The organism is Tautonia rosea, assembly GCF_012958305.1.
Lineage (GTDB): Bacteria > Planctomycetota > Planctomycetia > Isosphaerales > Isosphaeraceae > Tautonia > Tautonia rosea.
On sequence record NZ_JABBYO010000002.1, the window covers coordinates 426,665 to 441,887 of the forward strand.

Annotated in this window: 12 protein-coding genes; 7 read left to right on the forward strand and 5 right to left on the reverse strand. The window is 62.7% G+C overall.

Annotated features, from left to right (window positions below; genetic code table 11):
• Positions 1-29 precede the first annotated feature (29 nt).
• From HG800_RS04535 to larB, 3 genes are all read right to left on the reverse strand, one after another.
• Complete coding sequence (locus HG800_RS04535) at positions 30-485, reverse strand: hypothetical protein (RefSeq protein ID WP_169974182.1); 456 nt, start codon at positions 483-485, stop codon at positions 30-32.
• A 245-nt stretch (positions 486-730) separates the two neighbouring features.
• Positions 731-1,615, reverse strand: coding sequence for an NAD(P)H-hydrate dehydratase (locus HG800_RS04540; RefSeq protein WP_169974184.1), 885 nt, complete (start codon positions 1,613-1,615; stop codon positions 731-733).
• Positions 1,612-2,469 (reverse strand): nickel pincer cofactor biosynthesis protein LarB, encoded by an 858-nt coding sequence (gene larB, locus HG800_RS04545; RefSeq protein WP_169974186.1) that lies wholly within the window; start codon positions 2,467-2,469, stop codon positions 1,612-1,614. The genes HG800_RS04540 and larB overlap by 4 nt, the downstream gene beginning before the upstream one ends.
• A 279-nt stretch (positions 2,470-2,748) precedes the next feature.
• On the opposite strand from larB, the gene HG800_RS04550 reads away from it, so the two are divergent.
• Together HG800_RS04550 and HG800_RS04555 are read left to right on the forward strand one after the other, a co-directional pair.
• Positions 2,749-3,786 carry a YfaP family protein gene (locus tag HG800_RS04550; RefSeq protein WP_169974188.1) on the forward strand — a complete coding sequence of 346 codons (1,038 nt, stop codon included), beginning with the start codon at positions 2,749-2,751 and terminating at the stop codon, positions 3,784-3,786.
• 46 nt (positions 3,787-3,832) lie between these two features.
• A complete protein-coding gene (locus HG800_RS04555) occupies positions 3,833-5,218 on the forward strand; it encodes a twin-arginine translocation signal domain-containing protein (protein WP_169974190.1) in 1,386 nt (461 codons plus the stop codon).
• A gap of 108 nt (positions 5,219-5,326) precedes the next feature.
• Here HG800_RS04555 and HG800_RS04560 read toward each other — a convergent pair whose 3' ends face one another.
• Positions 5,327-7,624, reverse strand: a complete 2,298-nt coding sequence (locus HG800_RS04560) for a hypothetical protein (protein WP_169974192.1) — start codon at positions 7,622-7,624, stop codon at positions 5,327-5,329.
• A 289-nt stretch (positions 7,625-7,913) separates the two neighbouring features.
• Between HG800_RS04560 and HG800_RS04565 the strand changes: the two genes are divergently transcribed.
• The 5 genes from HG800_RS04565 (at position 7,914) to HG800_RS04585 (ending at position 14,196) form a co-directional block, all read left to right on the forward strand.
• Entirely contained in the window at positions 7,914-9,830 is a 1,917-nt protein-coding gene (locus HG800_RS04565; protein ID WP_235963253.1) for a CRTAC1 family protein, read from the forward strand.
• Positions 9,831-10,060: 230 nt separating this feature from the next.
• Positions 10,061-11,035: a nitrilase family protein gene (locus HG800_RS04570; protein ID WP_169974194.1), complete on the forward strand. Its 975-nt coding sequence runs from the start codon at positions 10,061-10,063 to the stop codon at positions 11,033-11,035.
• Positions 11,036-11,319: 284 nt separating this feature from the next.
• Positions 11,320-12,087 carry an SDR family NAD(P)-dependent oxidoreductase gene (locus tag HG800_RS04575; protein ID WP_169974196.1) on the forward strand — a complete coding sequence of 256 codons (768 nt, stop codon included), beginning with the start codon at positions 11,320-11,322 and terminating at the stop codon, positions 12,085-12,087.
• Positions 12,088-12,110: 23 nt separating this feature from the next.
• The gene (locus tag HG800_RS04580; RefSeq protein WP_169974198.1) at positions 12,111-12,713 is read left to right on the forward strand and encodes a hypothetical protein; all 603 of its coding nucleotides are present in this window, start codon (positions 12,111-12,113) and stop codon (positions 12,711-12,713) included.
• Positions 12,714-12,768: 55 nt separating this feature from the next.
• A complete protein-coding gene (locus tag HG800_RS04585) occupies positions 12,769-14,196 on the forward strand; it encodes a pectate lyase (RefSeq protein WP_169974200.1) in 1,428 nt (475 codons plus the stop codon).
• An 11-nt stretch (positions 14,197-14,207) separates the two neighbouring features.
• Here HG800_RS04585 and HG800_RS04590 read toward each other — a convergent pair whose 3' ends face one another.
• Complete coding sequence (locus HG800_RS04590; protein ID WP_169974202.1) at positions 14,208-15,206, reverse strand: hypothetical protein; 999 nt, start codon at positions 15,204-15,206, stop codon at positions 14,208-14,210.
• Positions 15,207-15,223: the final 17 nt, after the last annotated feature.

The window sequence follows — 15,223 nt, forward strand, 5'->3', positions numbered from 1 at the left end:
GATGAACAGGCCCGACTGACTTGGCCCGCTCAGGTGTTCGGCTTTTTCTGAGCCGCGGCCAGCGGGCGAAGGACTGCGAGCATTGTGTTCAGATGGGCCAACCTCGGGCCGAAGCGATCGACGAAATCGGAAAGGGCAAAGTCGCCATCCACCAGATTGTCGTGATATTCCGCGACGTAGTCGGTCAGATCGCGGATCAACGTCGAGTGAACCTGTTCGAGCTTCCCGAGCGATTCCTTGCAGGTGTCAAGCACGTCACCGTGGCTTGTTTGCCATCGTTCCAGGTCAGCCATCTGGCGAGCACGCTGTTCCCGGGCAACCTGGGTCGTTTCTCGGATCATCTCAAGCTGTTGACGCTGGTTTTCGAGCATCTGGCGCTGAAGCTCGATGGTCTGCGATTGCAGATTGACCATCAAATTCAGCAACGCCACCGGATCGTTACTAGCCGGAAGGCCAGGCGCCTGGCCGGTCGGGGTGATATCCATCCGATACGTCCACGGTGGCGAATTCTGGTTATTGCTCGAAGACACCCCAACCTCCTCAATCGGCGTTTGGATCGCGATCGATTTCGTCCACGGGATGATCAGTCATCGGCGTTCCGGCCGTCGGTCGTTCATCCGGAGTCGTTCCTCCGAGAAGTATACGAGCGAGGGCCAACTCGGGACAGGTCAACCCTTGGAATCAACACCAGGGTCACGACCGGCCCAAAGTTCGTATCCCACCGCGATGATCAACCAAGGGCCCCGAGTGCTTCGAACGAATCCGCCAGGGCATCGACGATATCCCCGGCGATCAGGCCGACCTCACCACTATGCGATCGTGCGATATCGCCGGCCAGTCCGTGAGCATGAACGCCAAGCACAGCGGCATCGAAGGGCGCGAGCCCTTGGCCGATCAAGGCGGCGATCACGCCAGTCAAAACGTCCCCCGAGCCTCCGGTCGCCATTCCGGGATTTCCAGTCTGATTGACAAACACGCGTCGGCCGTCAGTCACGATCGTCCCGTGACCTTTCAAGACCACCACCAGATGCTTAACCCCCGCGGCGAAGGCCACGGCCTTCCCCTCACGGTCGGCCTGGACCTCGGCCACGGTCGAGCCGATCATCCGGGCAAACTCTCCAGGATGGGGCGTCACGACGATCGGTCGAGCCACGGACCGGAGTAGTTCCGGCGTCTCCACCAGAGCGTTCAGTGCGTCGGCATCGATGACTGCGGGAGTCTGTCCTTCCTCGGCAATCCATCGGACCATCGCGTCCAGCCCTCGCGATCGTCCCAAGCCGGGACCGATCGCCAGCACGTCGGCCGGGTCGATCAGGCGCCCGAGTGTGGGAGCGGCGGCAGGGAAATCGATCAAGCCCTCGCTGTCCTGTGGCAGCGGATAGGTCATGTAGCTTGGCTCAAACGTGGCAACAACGGGCTGCACTTCCGCAGGCGAGGCCACCCGGACCAGCCCCGCTCCCGATCGCAGAGCCGCGGCCCCCACCAATCCGGCCGCTCCCGCCATCCCTCGCCCGCCCGCAACCACCAGCACATGACCGAATTGCCCCTTGTGGGCGTCGCTCGATCGCTTGGGAAGGCTCGGGACGGCGGTGATTCGTTCCACGTCAACGCTCATGCGCGAGCTCTCCGATCCTCGTTCGGCAATTCCGCGGCCGATCCTTCATCCTTCGGGCTGATCCCTTCGTTCGGCGATCGCCCGAGGCGGGCTAGGGCCGCGCGCCGGGCGATCAGGGCGGCCACGTGACCGCCGTTGAAACCGGCGTCGATGTTCACCGTCACCACGTTGGAAGAGCAACTATTGAGCATCCCCAGCAACGACGCCAGGCCACCAAAGTGGGCCCCATAGCCGACGCTCGTCGGAACCCCGATGATCGGACAGTCCGTCAAACCTCCCAGGACACTCGGCAAGGCCGCTTCCATGCCGGCGACGGCAACCAGTACATCGGCCCCTTGCAACTCGTCGAGCCGGCCGAGCAGCCGGTGGATCCCCGCCACACCAACATCCGAAATCAAGGCGACATCGCAGTTCCAGGCTTCCGCCGTCACCTTCGCTTCCTCAGCGACGGGCAAGTCGCTCGTCCCCCCGGTCACAATTCGGACAACGCCCAGCCGTTCCGGCTCAGAACCGTTCTGGCGGACCCGGAAGGTGCGACCGATGGCGTTGTGTTCCCCCTCGGGGAAGGCCTGCTTCAGGTGCTCCGCGGCGTCCGGAGCAACCCTCGTGACCAGGCAACCTTCTCCCTGTCGGATCATGACCCGGAGAATCCCCTCAATATGCTCGGCCGTCTTGTTCTGGCCGAAGACCACCTCCGGAAATCCGCATCTGAGGCGGCGATGGTGGTCAATCGTGGCGTATTCACCCACTTTTTCGAACGGCGAAGGCCACCGAATCTTGCGCTCGGCCTCTTCGGGAGAGACGGTCCCCGATCGGACCGCGTCGAGCAGGTTTTTCAGGTCGTGCGCGTCCATCACTCTCGTCGCCTTTGGCCCGTGACGGTCCAACGGCCCGGGGCTGCAAGGAGCCGGGGTGCCGGGACCGCTCGTGTCTTCGGTTCCGTTGTATCCGGACGGTCGGTCTGCTGGCAACCAACCGTCGACCGGAGGGGGGTGGCCGCGCCGGCGGCTGTCCGGACATGATAAGATACACAATCACGAACAAGGTTCGACGATCTTTCCCGTCTCAATCACAATCATCGTTTGCTGACATCGTTCGCCCATCCGTCGTTCCGGCCCGAACGGAGGCACCGGATGACCCCGGAGCACCGCGAAGACGCCCAGCGCGTCGATTCCCTCCCCTCGTCCCCGGCAACCGCCCCGATCGTTTCCACCGATTCCGGAAACGCGTCGTCCCCGGCTCGTTCCGGAAACACCACGGTCACGACATCGCGCGCAACGCGATTACGGCGATCGATCACCCCCCTCGTGCGATTGAAGGGGCGTCGGACCATTCTCGACACTCCCGAGGAAGAGGCCGAACGCAAGCCGTTACTTGAAACCTTGCTGGTCGGCTGGACCGGATCAGTGATTGTCCATGCGGCTCTGGTCGCCTTGCTCCTCTTGCTCGTCTTTCTGTTGCCCAAGGAACCCCCGAAGCGTGCCTTCGAAACCGAGCTGGGTTCGCCGTTCGGCGACGAAGACGGCCTCGACCGGATCGGCGGGTTCGACGACGAGTTGTCCCTCGAACTCGACCCGACCGAGATCACGACGCCCGAACCCTTGATGCCCGAACTGATCACCGGGCTTGATGTGAACACCGATCGTGTCCAGACCGATCCCAGCCGCTCAGAGGTGGGTGGATCGACCGGCCTGGGCGGCGGAGAGTTCGGCACCGCCCGGTTCGGCGAAGGGCTGGAGACGATCCAGGGGGTTGAGGTCAAGGTTGGCGATCCTCAGTTCACCTTGATCTGGGACACGGCCGCCGACATCGACCTGCATGTCGTCGAACCCGGCGGCTCCCATATTTACTGGGCCTCGCGACAGGGGAAAAAGGGCGGAGAACTGGACGTCGACGATACCGACGGTTTCGGCCCGGAAAACGTCTACTGGCTTGACCCTGAGGCCCAGCACAGCGAGAAAGTCAAAGGGCTGGGACCTTCCGGTGTCTATCACTGGTATGTCCACTACTACGGACCTCCCGGAGGCTTTGGCGGAAAGGTTGTCCCGACCCGATGGAAGGTTCGTGTCAAACATGCGGGCGAGGTGTCGGTCTTCGAGGGAACCCTCCGCCGGATCAACCAGCGCAGCGACGTCCGCAGCCTCCGCGTCGGATCGACCTCCGAGCCGTGATGCCCCGGAACTCAAGAACGCTCAAATCCACCATGAAGGGACGACGATGGTGACGACCTCTCGCCGCCAATTTCTCCAGGCCGGAATCGGTCTGGCCGCCGCTTCGGGCTTTGCCTCGCCGAACCTCGTCGCCCAGGAACCGGGCGATCGGCCGAAGCGATCTGATCTAGTTCGCGTCCTGAACCCGAAAACGCGAGTCCCCCTCAGTTTTATCATCGACGACTCGACCTGCCTGGTAAATCTCGCCCACTTCTGCATCCCTCAATTCGCCGAGGTCTTTCCCGACCAGTACCTCCAGCCCTGGCAAGAGCTTCCCCGAGAAATCCCAGATTCCTTCGTCCGATCATTCGGCGAGTGGTGCCACGATCACGGCGTGAAAGGCAAGTACAGCATCGTTCCCTATCCAGCCTGCGTTGGTTGGATCGACCGAGAGATGCCCGGCTGGTCGCGCCGCCAACTGGAAGATAGCCTCCAGCTGGTCCGGACCCTGATGATGCCCGACTGGGACATCCATCCCGAGATGATCACCCATACCTGGGCCATCAACACCAAAACGGGCCGCCCTTATGAGGAACGCACCGAGCGCTTCATGGAAAACTGGGGGTTCAGCGTCGGCAAGTCAGTCGATGAGTTGACCGATTATTTCGCCTACGCCCTCCGATTGCTCAAGAATGTCGGTCTGCCTTGCGAAGGGGTCACGACTCCGGGCGGCTTCGGCTCTCGGGTCCTACCGGAACTCTCTCAGGCTACCTTTGAATCGGTCCGAGACGTCTTCGGCGCCGAGATCCCGCACTACTTCCGCCACCTCTACACCGACGATCGCAGCGTGGCCCCTCGGGTCGAGTACGCCTCGGGCCTCGACGGCGACGACCCCCGCTGTGTTGTCTCGATCATCGGCTGTACAGGCGACTGGTTCGGCGGCTGGGATGGTCTGACCCCCGGCTCGGTGGACCAGTTCATCACCGAGGACCTCAAGGGCGGTCGCCTCCCCGAGGTCATTGACCGCGGTGAACCAGCCGTCCTCGTCTGCCACTGGCCCGGCATTTATTTCAACGGCGACGAGCTTGGATTCAACATTTTCAAGGAGATCGTCGCCCGCCTGAACGCTGCCTACGACAACCTGATCTGGATGAAAAACTCCGAGATTGCCCGCTACTGGGCTGCCCGGGAGCTGACGACCATTTCGGCCGACGCCGATCAGGTCTCCTTCCGCGCCCCTTACGCTTGCCCCGGATTCACGGTCGAGGTCGATGGCCCCCCGCCGGGTCTGCCCACGCTCCAGGGTGCTGACGGCGCTTCAATTTCCCTACGAGAGGTGCGCGGGCCGCTCCAGCTTGACCACGGGACCTGGTGCCGGACGACCCAGGGCTCCATCGTTTGCTTTGATCTATCGAAAGGCCCCTCACGCCTCGTTTGGAAGACTGACGCCTGAGCGGTCCGAGTGTCGTTCCGGACGTGATTGTCTCGAAAAAAAACGCCCCCAAAGACCATCGTCTCCGGGGGCGCTGGGGCCTCATGGAGTAGCGTTCCGCCAGCTGCGTTACTGGGTCACATATCCGGTCGGAACCAGCGTTGGCTGCGGCAGGACCGGGCTCGGCTGGGCGGCGACCTCCGGAACGGCCGGGGCTTCCGGAACGGCGTTCGTTGCGGTCAACGCCGCGGGATTCAGAACCGGCTCGGTCGGATCGCGCTGGACCACCACGCGCATCCAGCCGGTCGGGTGCAGGTCTGAGACGTCTGCGATCAGGAACCCTTGCAGCTCATTGAGCGGCACGGGAGCATCGATGTTCTGGCCCTGCAAGCGTCCGGCAAGGACACCGAGCGCGCCCGATCGGTTCAGGAGGCCGAGGGTCTGCGTCTGGTCTTCCTCGTCGCCGACGGTCACGACCGTGGTGCCGGTGCCTCCGTAGGTGACGCTGGCGATCTCTCCCTGAACCCGAACTGACTTGCCGCCATTCTCAGGAGTGATGTCGGCGTCAACCGTCAGCTCGACCTCCTCCAGGATGAACCGAAGGACCCTTGTGTTTCCGCCGAACCCGAACAGGCCGCCCTGCTGGGCGAAATTCTCGGGAGCAGGAACCTCAATCGTCACCCCTCGCAAAAACGTCACCAGCCTTCCCTGAGCGTCGACGGCGAAGGCAGGAGGATCCTCCGGCTTGGTGAGACGCAGAGCAATGGCGTTCGGGTCGTCCGTTTGCGTTCGGATGTCCGCCATCGCATCAAGCAAATCCTGGTACGAGCCGTTGGGGATGACCTCGATTCCCTCGTCGATCGGCGCGTCTCCCTCGGGAGGAATGACCTTGATCAAGAGGGTCTCCACGTCTTTCACCTGATCGGTCTGATAGAACCCGGCGGCTAGGTTCGTCAGGGTCGAGTTCAGGTGCACATCTACGGTCAGACCACTCTGAGGCTGAACAAACTCGGGGGGTTTCGGGAAATCGGCACCGACCTGCGGCCCGGCCTCAGCAGCCCACTGAAGGACTCCCGACACGTAGGCCGCCCAGGGCGCCGACGAGAGACTCAGTTGCGTGACGGCAAAATCCTCGAACCGCAACGTCCGGTTGCCGACCAGATATTGCCGGATCATTTGGTTCTGCTGTCCGACCTCCTCTGCCGACTTGATCGCCGCCAGTTCCCTGGTCCCGTCAACCGTTTCCGCCTGAATCTGAGGCAATGCCTGCTGTTGAAGTTCGGAGAGAATCCGGCCTTGATTGAACCCGATCATTGACGCGACAAACCGCATGAAACCTGGTCCGAGCCCCGGCTGTGGCGTGATACCAAAGGACGCAGAAACATTCGGGGCATTCTGTGTATCGACCACCAGACCCTCGGGGGTCAAAACCGCGGTTGCCGTGGCGTGGTTGGTGTTGTATATCGTCGCGCCGAATTGATACATGTTGGTCGCCTGCCGCCCTTGAGGGTCCGAGGCAACCTGCTGCTGGAAGTCGGTCACCGGCGTGGTGCTGTAGCTCCACTGGCTGTTGTAAAAGGCAATTCCGTTATTGCTGTGCAGAAGGCCGAATCCCGTGCGGGGGCCTGGCTGCACATACGACGTTTGACCCCGAAAGAAGATGGTTTCCGGGAACACAATCTGCTGATTGAGAAACGGCGAGAGGATGTTCGGATCGGCGACAATTTGCACGTTCGGCTTGTCGAGCATCGCCTGCATCGCGCCGGCGAGCTGTCCCGCCGGAGCCCACGGAAAATTCGTCTGGGTCCACCGAAGCGAGGCCAGGCCGCCCCGCAACTTCCTCGCCGCATTCAGCCGCTCCGAGACGGAACTGGCCGACTCGTACTCGCGAATCGCTGCGTTCAGTCGATCGACGTAGGTGGTCCAGTTCGTCTTCAGGATCGATTCGCGATCCCGAGGGGTTTCTGGCTCGGCTCCATCCTGCCCGTCCTCCTGAGCCTCTTCATCATTAAGGACCTCACCCGGAAGTCCGGCTACGGCCTGTTCCAAGGATTCAAGTGTCCGAGCCACCGCAAGCCTCGGCTCGAGCCATTCCGTGAGACTCTCGGCGATCCGATTCGACGGCCCCCAGTTCTTGGCCGTCAGAGCGTCTCGCATCCGGCCCAGTCGCTCCAGATGCTCCCGACGCTCGGTGATTGACTCGGCGCTTGACTGAGCGTTCAAGACATCAACAACAGCTTGAAAAAATGTATTCCAGTTTTCAACATTTTCAGGGGATTGGTCCTCGCCGGAAAGTTGCTCCTTGGCCTGATCAATCCTGGTGAGAATCTGCTGAAACGATGACGTGGCCGGTGCCGCGCCAAGCATGACGATCATACCCAGACTGAGAAGTCCAGCCGTTCCGATCCGCGTTCGAGCCCATTGCATCGCGTCCTGTTCCTCCCTCGATTGCGGGTCTTCGGTGATCCCAGACGATCCGGTATCTCGTGAAACTGGACCGGCTGGGGGATTGTTGATGATCCTGTAGCAAATGACGAGCCCAGACCAGGGGGTATCGGGCAATTCGAGACAATTGAAGGGGTTGGACGCCCCCCTTGGTCGTCGTGTTACAATAACGGCGAGCACGCGTTCTCGCGGGAATCGAAGCCGATCCGTGCTCGATTTTCTTCCCGATCCGCCCCATCCTGTTTGCCTTCATTCTCTCCAAGGGCCTGCGATGCTCGACCTCGAACGCCGACCCGAAGCAGCCTCGAACGGGGCCATTCGATGGCCAATCCGATGCCACCTTGTCATCTTTCCGGTCCTGGCGATGACGCTTTCCGGTTGCGGGCAAGGGGAATCGGTCTCGTCGGTCCCCGACGCCGTCGCCAGTACGTCGCCCGTCGAAGCCGATCTTGATCCTTTTGCCGCATCCGACACGGCCGACCGACAGCCTCGGGCCGCCAATCCGATGATCCCTCAGGAGCCGAGCCCATTCCGCTTTTCCGAAATTGCCTCGTCGGCCGGCATTGATTTTGTCCACATCTCCGGCATGACCGACGAGCGGCACTACCCTTCGGCCAATGCCTCGGGTGTCGCCATCTTTGATGCCGATGGCGACGGTGTGATGGATCTCTATTTCGCCTCCTGCACGTACCTTCCGCTCGGCTCGTCCAACGAAGGGAATAATCGCCTCTACCGAAACAATGGCGATGGCACGTTTTCGGACATCACCGAGTCCTCGGGACTCGGATTTCAGGGATTCTGCCACGGCATCGTTGTTGCCGACTTCGACAACGACGGTCTCCCCGACGTCTTCCTTGCCTGCTACGGCCCCAATCGCATGTACCGGAACAACGGTGACGGCACCTTTGCCGATGTCAGCAGCGAGGCCGGCATCGAGAACATGGACCGCACCGTTATCGACCGCGAAACCGACGCCTCCGGCAAGACCGTCGAACGCGAGCGGACCCTCATCAACTGGGCGTCCGGCGGTGCCGTGCTCGATTACGACAACGACGGCGACCTCGACCTCTACGTGGCGGTTCACGGCGATTGGCGACTGCCCGAGGACGACAAGTGGTGCGGCTTCGAGGATCGTGGCATCCGCCTCTATTGCTCTCCTCGCCAGATTCGCACCGTTAAGGATGTCTTCTACCGGAACAACGGCGACGGTACCTTCACCGACGTGACCGACGAGGTCGGCATGGGGCGCTCCGATGGTCACGGCTTCGGCGTCGTTGCCGCCGACTTGAACAACGACGGTCTGATCGACGTGTACGTCGCCAACGACCAGAACCCAAACTTCCTGTTCCTGAACAACGGCGACGGTAGCTTCACCGATGCGACCGAGACCTCCGGCGCCGCCTTCGACATCGACGGCATGGCCCAGTCGGGCATGGGTGTCGATGCCGAAGACATCGACGGCGATGGCCTTCCCGAACTGTTCGTCACCAATTTTCAGAACGAGTACAACACCCTCTACCGCAACACCGGCGACGGGTTTTTCACCGACATGACGCCGTTCTACGGCCTCTCTCAAGACAGTCGCCCCTGGGTCGGCTGGGGGTGTGCCCTGGCCGACTTCGACTCGGACGGCTGGCCTGATTGTTTCGTCACGAACGGCCACGTTGATGCGAACCATCCTGATTTTGAATATCCCGAGCCGCCGCTCTTGCTCCGCAACGTCGCCCTCGGCGACGACTCCACCAGCCGACGCTTCCGCCTCGCCACCCGGGATGTCGGCCCCTATTTCGACGCCAAGCACGTCGGCCGCGGGGCCGCCTTCGGCGACCTCGACGACGATGGCGACCTCGACATCGTCATCGTTCACAAGGATGATCGGCCCGCGATCCTCCGCAACGATACGCCCCGAGAGGGCCACCACTGGGTCCGACTCCTTTTGACCGGCACCCAGAGTAATCGCGACGCAATCGGCGCGATCATCACCGTCGAGACCAACGCCCAGACCATCCACCGCCAGCGCAAATCAGGCACCAGTATGCTCTCCTCCAACGATCCTCGCGTTCTGATCGGTCTTGGCAAGGCCGACCGTATCGACCGCCTCACCATCCGCTGGCCCTCCGGTGCCGAAACCGTTCTCGAAGACGTCGAGGTCGACCGCGACCTGCCCATCACCGAACCGGAAGCGTAACCCGCCCCCGATGGCCACGGACCCTCCGACAGAATCGGAACACACGCACACAAACAGGATACTCCAGCCACGTATGAAACACAGATGAGAAACGAGAAGAAGAAGAATGAGACATGCGATCAAGATCGCTGCAAGTCATTTCTGTCTCTATCGCTGTTGTGATCCTATCTGTGTTTCATCCGTGGCGAAATCTCCCCCTTTGATGACTTTCCGTCCCGGAACCGCCCCTCATGCGAGACATCCGTATCGCCACCGCCCAGTTCGAGCATCTCGACGGCGACAAGATCGCCAATCTCACCCGCATCCGCGACCTGACCCGTCGCGCCGCAGGCGAAGGTGCCGAGGTCGTTTGCTTTCACGAGTGTGCGATCACCGGCTACACCTTCCTCCAGTCGCTCGATCGCGACGGCCTTGCCTCCCTGGCTGAGCCGGTTCCCGATGGCCCTTCGATCGCGTCACTCTGGGAAATCGCTCGGGAATCCCGTGTCGTCGTCATGGCCGGCCTGGTCGAGATCGATTCCGAGGGGCGCCTGTTCAACAGCTATGCCGTGGTCAGTCCTGACGGTTTTCTCACCTGCCATCGAAAGCTCCATGTGTTCATCAGCCCGTACCTTTCTCCGGGACCGGGCTACACGGTCTTCGATCACGATGGCGTCCGGTTCGGCATCCTGACCTGTTACGACAACAACCTCCCTGAGAACGCCCGAGCCACCACCTTGCTCGGCGCCGAGGTGATCATCGCTCCCCACGTCACCGGCTGCCTCCCCTCGACCATGCCCGGCCGTGGTTCGGTCGATCGTGCTCTCTGGGAAAATCGCCACCGCGACCCCTCCCGCCTCCGCCTCGAATTCCAGGGGCCGAAGGCCCGCGGCTGGCTCTTGCGCTGGCTACCCGCCCGCGCCTGGGAGAACGGCGTCTACTACGTCTTCTCCAACCCGATCGGCGTCGATGGCGATACGATCAAGCCTGGCCTCTCCATGATCCTTGACCCCCACGGCGAAATCCTCGCCGAATGCCACGCCCTCGGTGACGACCTCGCCGTCGCGCTTCTTACCTCTGAAGCCTTCGAACACGCCTCCGGCCGCCGTTATCTCAACGCCCGCCGCCCCGAACTCTACGAGCCGATCACCCGCCCCCATCCCCCCGGCCACCAGGCCATCACCAAGCCCGGCTGGTCCCTCTCTTACGAATCCCGTTCCTCCTGAACCCTCGAGCCCTCGTCCCTTGGTGTCCTCTCGATGCCACCGGGGACGAGGTGCGATCGCAGAGCCGCACCGTCGTTCAGGATTCATCACGCTCTCGACACGCTCAACCTCCCCAATTCCTTCTCGCTCCGCCTTTCGTTTTCTCCGCGTCTTTGCGACGCTGCGCGCGATCCCCTCCTCGCATTCTCCCTTTTGTTTCTGCACATAGGTCTTCCTCCCCCCTTAATCCCTCATCACAATACACCTGATCGCTCGCCCTGGCCCATTCCTCCGAGCCTCCTCCGATGCGCTCCTCTCCCGATCTCTCCGGCCTCCGCTGCATGGTGCTCGGCTCGACCTCCGGCATCGGCCGAGCCACCGCCTTCGCCCTTGCCTCCTCAGGGGCCGACGTGATCATCCACGGCCGCCGCTCCCGAGACGCCGCCGAATCCGTCGCTGCCGAGTGCCTCCGTCTCGGCTCGGCGCGATCCGCCGTCCTCATGGCCGACCTCGCCGCACGCGACGCCGGCGACCAACTCGTCCAGGATGCCTGGAATCTCTGGGACGGCCTCGACGCCTGGCTCCACCTCGCCGGCGCCGACACCCTGACCGGCCCCGGTGCATCGCTCGACTTCGACGCCAAACTCGACCTCCTCTGGGCCGTCGACGTCGTCTCGACCCTCCGCCTTTGCCGTCAGGTCGGTGCCTTGATGAAGCAGCAAGGCCACGGAACCATCCTCACCATGGGCTGGGACCAGGCCGAAACCGGGATGGAAGGCGACTCCGGCGAACTCTTTGCCGCCACCAAGGGGGCCATCATGTGCCTCACCCGCTCCCTCTCCCTCAGCCTCGCCCCCGAGGTTCGTGTCAACTGCCTTGCCCCCGGATGGATCAAGACCTCCTGGGGTGAACAAGCTTCCGACGAGTGGCAAGCTCGCGCCGTCTCCGAGGCCCCCCTCGCTCGCTGGGGCACCCCCGACGACGTCGCCCAGGTCGCCCGCTTCCTCGTCAGCCCTGCCGCCAAGTTCTTGACCGGCCAGATCGTTCGTATCAATGGAGGGGCGATCCGATAATCATCGACGCCCGGGGGCGCATCATGAACACGACCGCACTGTTCGTCGAACTCCTCATCATCGGAGCGGGGGCTGCCATCGCGGTGGCGCTTGCCATCGTTGGCCTTTGCGGTTACGAGTGGGTTCCGCTCCTGAAGCCGGTGGAGTGGCTCATTCTGGTCCCACTGCTTGCCATCGCCTATGTGCTCGGCATCGTTGTTGATCGCCTGGCTGACTTCCCTTTCGATAAATGGATCGAAGCGGCGCGAACGAGAACGTTTGGATCGAAGGACAGTTATCATCAGGCCCGATACTCCGTGCTCTCGCGGCACGAGACATTCCGCTTCATTCTCGAATACGGTCGGAGCCGACTGAGAATCGCCCGGGGATGGACCCTGAACTGCATCCTGATTTTCGTCGCGATGCAGGCCTATGCCTTCGGTCGTCTCGAAGGCTCAGCCCGCTGGCAGGTGGCACTCATCGGTGGTTCAGCGATTACCCTGCTCGCGCTCTCAACCCTGTACGCCACGAAACAACTCGCGGAAACCGAACTCGAAAAACTCAAGGAATTCCAGAAAATGCTTGGCGATCCCGGCATGGTCGGAGAGAACAGAACCCCACCCTCAGACAGCCTGACTCCCTCTTGAGCATCCGTAGTCGATCAGCAGGATCGCTAACCCGAAGAATTCAGGAGATCGAGGCATGAATCTCTCCCTCTGGGTTGCACTGACGATCGGCCAGGTCGTCTCGGCCTCCGACCGCCCCGATCCCACCCCCGCCGAGGCCGAGGCCGCCCTCCATGCCGCCGTCTCCTTCTTCACGGAGAAGGTCGCTTCTCACGGGGCCTACGTCTGGCGGGTCAGTTCCGACCTGACCGACCGCCGAGGCGAGGGGATCGCCAGCCCGACGATGGCCTGGGTCCAGCCCCCTGGCACCCCGAGCGTCGGCGAGGCCCTGCTCGACGCCTACCTCGACACGGACGATCCCCTCCTGCTCGACGCCGCCCTTGACGCCGCCCACGCCCTCTGCCTCGGCCAGATGAACTCCGGAGGCTGGTTCTACTCAATCGAGTTCGACCCCGCCAAACGTCCCGCCTTCGACTACCGCGACAATCCCGATCGCCCTGCCAAAGCCTCTCGCAGCCAGCGCATGACCACCCTCGACGACGACACCACCCAGGCCTCCCTCCGCTTCCTCATCCGGATGGATGAGACCCTCGACTTCGCCGACCCCCGCATCCACGACGCCGTCCGCTACGGCCTCGATGCCCTCCTCGCCGCGCAGCACCCCAACGGCGGTTGGTACGTCTGGTGGGACTCTTTCCCGAAGCCCCTCTCTGAAGACGATTACCCGATTCTCCCCGCCTGCTACCCCGAGACCTGGCTCCGCGAATGGCCCAACACCTGGCTGGGGCGTTACGTCACCAATGACAACCTCATGCCCGATGTGATCGAAACGCTCCTCCTCGCCCACCGCACCTACGACGACCCCCGCTACCTCACCGCCGCCCGCCGCGCCGGCGACTTCCTCATCCTCGCCCAGATGCCCGACCCCCAGCCCGCCTGGGCCCAGCAATACAACGTGGCCATGCACCCCGAATGGTCCCGCAAGTTCGAGCCCCCCGCCATCAGCGGCGGCGAATCCCAGGGCATCCTCCAGGTCCTCATGCGGCTCTATCGCGCCTCGGGCGACCCCAAATACCTCGAACCCATCCCGAAGGCCCTCGACTACCTCCGCCGCTCCCAGCTCCCCGACGGCCGCCTCGCCCGCTTCTACGAGCTCCGCACCAATCGCCCGCTCTATTTCACCAGGGATTATCAACTCACCTATTCCAGTGACGACATGCCCACTCACTACGGCTTCATCGTCCCCTCCCGCCTCGACCGCATCGCCTCCGAATACGACCGCCTCCGCGAGCAACCCGCTCCGCGTCGATCGTCCCCCGAATCCATTTCTCCGAAGCTCACCCCCACCCTCTCCCGATCCGCCCGCGCGGTCATCGACGCACTTGACGACCGCGGCGCCTGGCTCGACCTTACCGAGAAGGGAACCCCAATCATTCAGTCGGCCACCTTTTCGGAGAACATCCGCGTCCTCTCCCGCTATCTCGCCGCCTCGAAGGCGCGTTGACAATCCTCCAATCAGGCAATCCTCTTGCGGAGCAGGAAGGCGACGACCAGGACGGCAATGCTCAACGTGATGCCGACGCCCCCCATCCAGGCCCCCGTCCCGGGCTCGCCAACGCGAATTGGGGGAGTATCTTCTTGAATCTGGCTCACGGCCAGGTCGTCCGAGACGGCCTCCTCTCCGCCACCCGCGACGTAGGAGCCCCCCTCGATCAGGTCGAAGACGCGGATCCCCGGTTGGATGTCGGGCCAGAAGGTTGATGCAGGATAACTCGCGTCGAAGACGACCTCTTCGGCCCGGATCGCCGTCACGACGTCGAGTTCCGCCTTCGGCCGCTCCCCATCAGCGTTGCGGATGACATAGGAAGAAAGCTTCGACGCCTTCGGATAATGGTGCTCACCCACGCGGTCAAGCGACTCGGCCTCCCAGACCCAGTTCGGCACCCCGGAGTCGAGGAATTCCGGATCATTATAGGCGGAGACGCGGAGCGGCACCGAGGTTTCCTTGTCCAGGGCGTAGACGAGCGACTGCTCGCGACCCGGGCGGCCGACCCCCTCGAAGTGGAACACGTCGCAATCGCGACCAATGACCTGCTCATCAAGCAGCCGTTCTGCGGTCGGCAGGGCCTCATGGAGTGGTGTCAGCCCTACATGATAATACCGGATTGGGTCCGGGGCGCTTCGGAAGCCAAACTCGGCATCGAACATGAAATCATTGCTGATGCCGACCTTATCCTGGGTCTCGACGTCCTCGCGCCGGTAGGTGATGTTGATGCAACGATCCCCGTCGCAATACGAGGCCCGGCGGGCCACCGGCCTGCCGAGGGCGATGATCTGGTCGTCGAAGTAGCGTTCTCCCTGGCGTGTTTCGATGTAAGTCTGCGATTTCTCCCCGGGTCCACCCTCCCGGACCTCTCTGGGTGGGTGCTTTGTCGAGACGACGACCCGGATCGATTCCGGAGCCGTCTCGCGCAAGAGGTTCTCGATGATTTCGACCGTGCGATCGGCTTGCATGGACTTCGCCCCCCCGA

What these genes read in the sequence shown, in the direction of transcription:
- HG800_RS04535 (WP_169974182.1), bottom strand. Translation starts at nt 485, where the DNA reads ATGGATATCACCCCGACCGGCCAGGCGCCTGGCCTTCCGGCTAGTAAC.
- HG800_RS04540 (WP_169974184.1), bottom strand. Translation starts at nt 1,615, where the DNA reads ATGAGCGTTGACGTGGAACGAATCACCGCCGTCCCGAGCCTTCCCAAG.
- larB (WP_169974186.1), bottom strand. Translation starts at nt 2,469, where the DNA reads ATGGACGCGCACGACCTGAAAAACCTGCTCGACGCGGTCCGATCGGGG.
- HG800_RS04550 (WP_169974188.1), top strand. Translation starts at nt 2,749, where the DNA reads ATGACCCCGGAGCACCGCGAAGACGCCCAGCGCGTCGATTCCCTCCCC.
- HG800_RS04555 (WP_169974190.1), top strand. Translation starts at nt 3,833, where the DNA reads ATGGTGACGACCTCTCGCCGCCAATTTCTCCAGGCCGGAATCGGTCTG.
- HG800_RS04560 (WP_169974192.1), bottom strand. Translation starts at nt 7,624, where the DNA reads ATGCAATGGGCTCGAACGCGGATCGGAACGGCTGGACTTCTCAGTCTG.
- HG800_RS04565 (WP_235963253.1), top strand. Translation starts at nt 7,914, where the DNA reads ATGCTCGACCTCGAACGCCGACCCGAAGCAGCCTCGAACGGGGCCATT.
- HG800_RS04570 (WP_169974194.1), top strand. Translation starts at nt 10,061, where the DNA reads ATGCGAGACATCCGTATCGCCACCGCCCAGTTCGAGCATCTCGACGGC.
- HG800_RS04575 (WP_169974196.1), top strand. Translation starts at nt 11,320, where the DNA reads ATGCGCTCCTCTCCCGATCTCTCCGGCCTCCGCTGCATGGTGCTCGGC.
- HG800_RS04580 (WP_169974198.1), top strand. Translation starts at nt 12,111, where the DNA reads ATGAACACGACCGCACTGTTCGTCGAACTCCTCATCATCGGAGCGGGG.
- HG800_RS04585 (WP_169974200.1), top strand. Translation starts at nt 12,769, where the DNA reads ATGAATCTCTCCCTCTGGGTTGCACTGACGATCGGCCAGGTCGTCTCG.
- HG800_RS04590 (WP_169974202.1), bottom strand. Translation starts at nt 15,206, where the DNA reads ATGCAAGCCGATCGCACGGTCGAAATCATCGAGAACCTCTTGCGCGAG.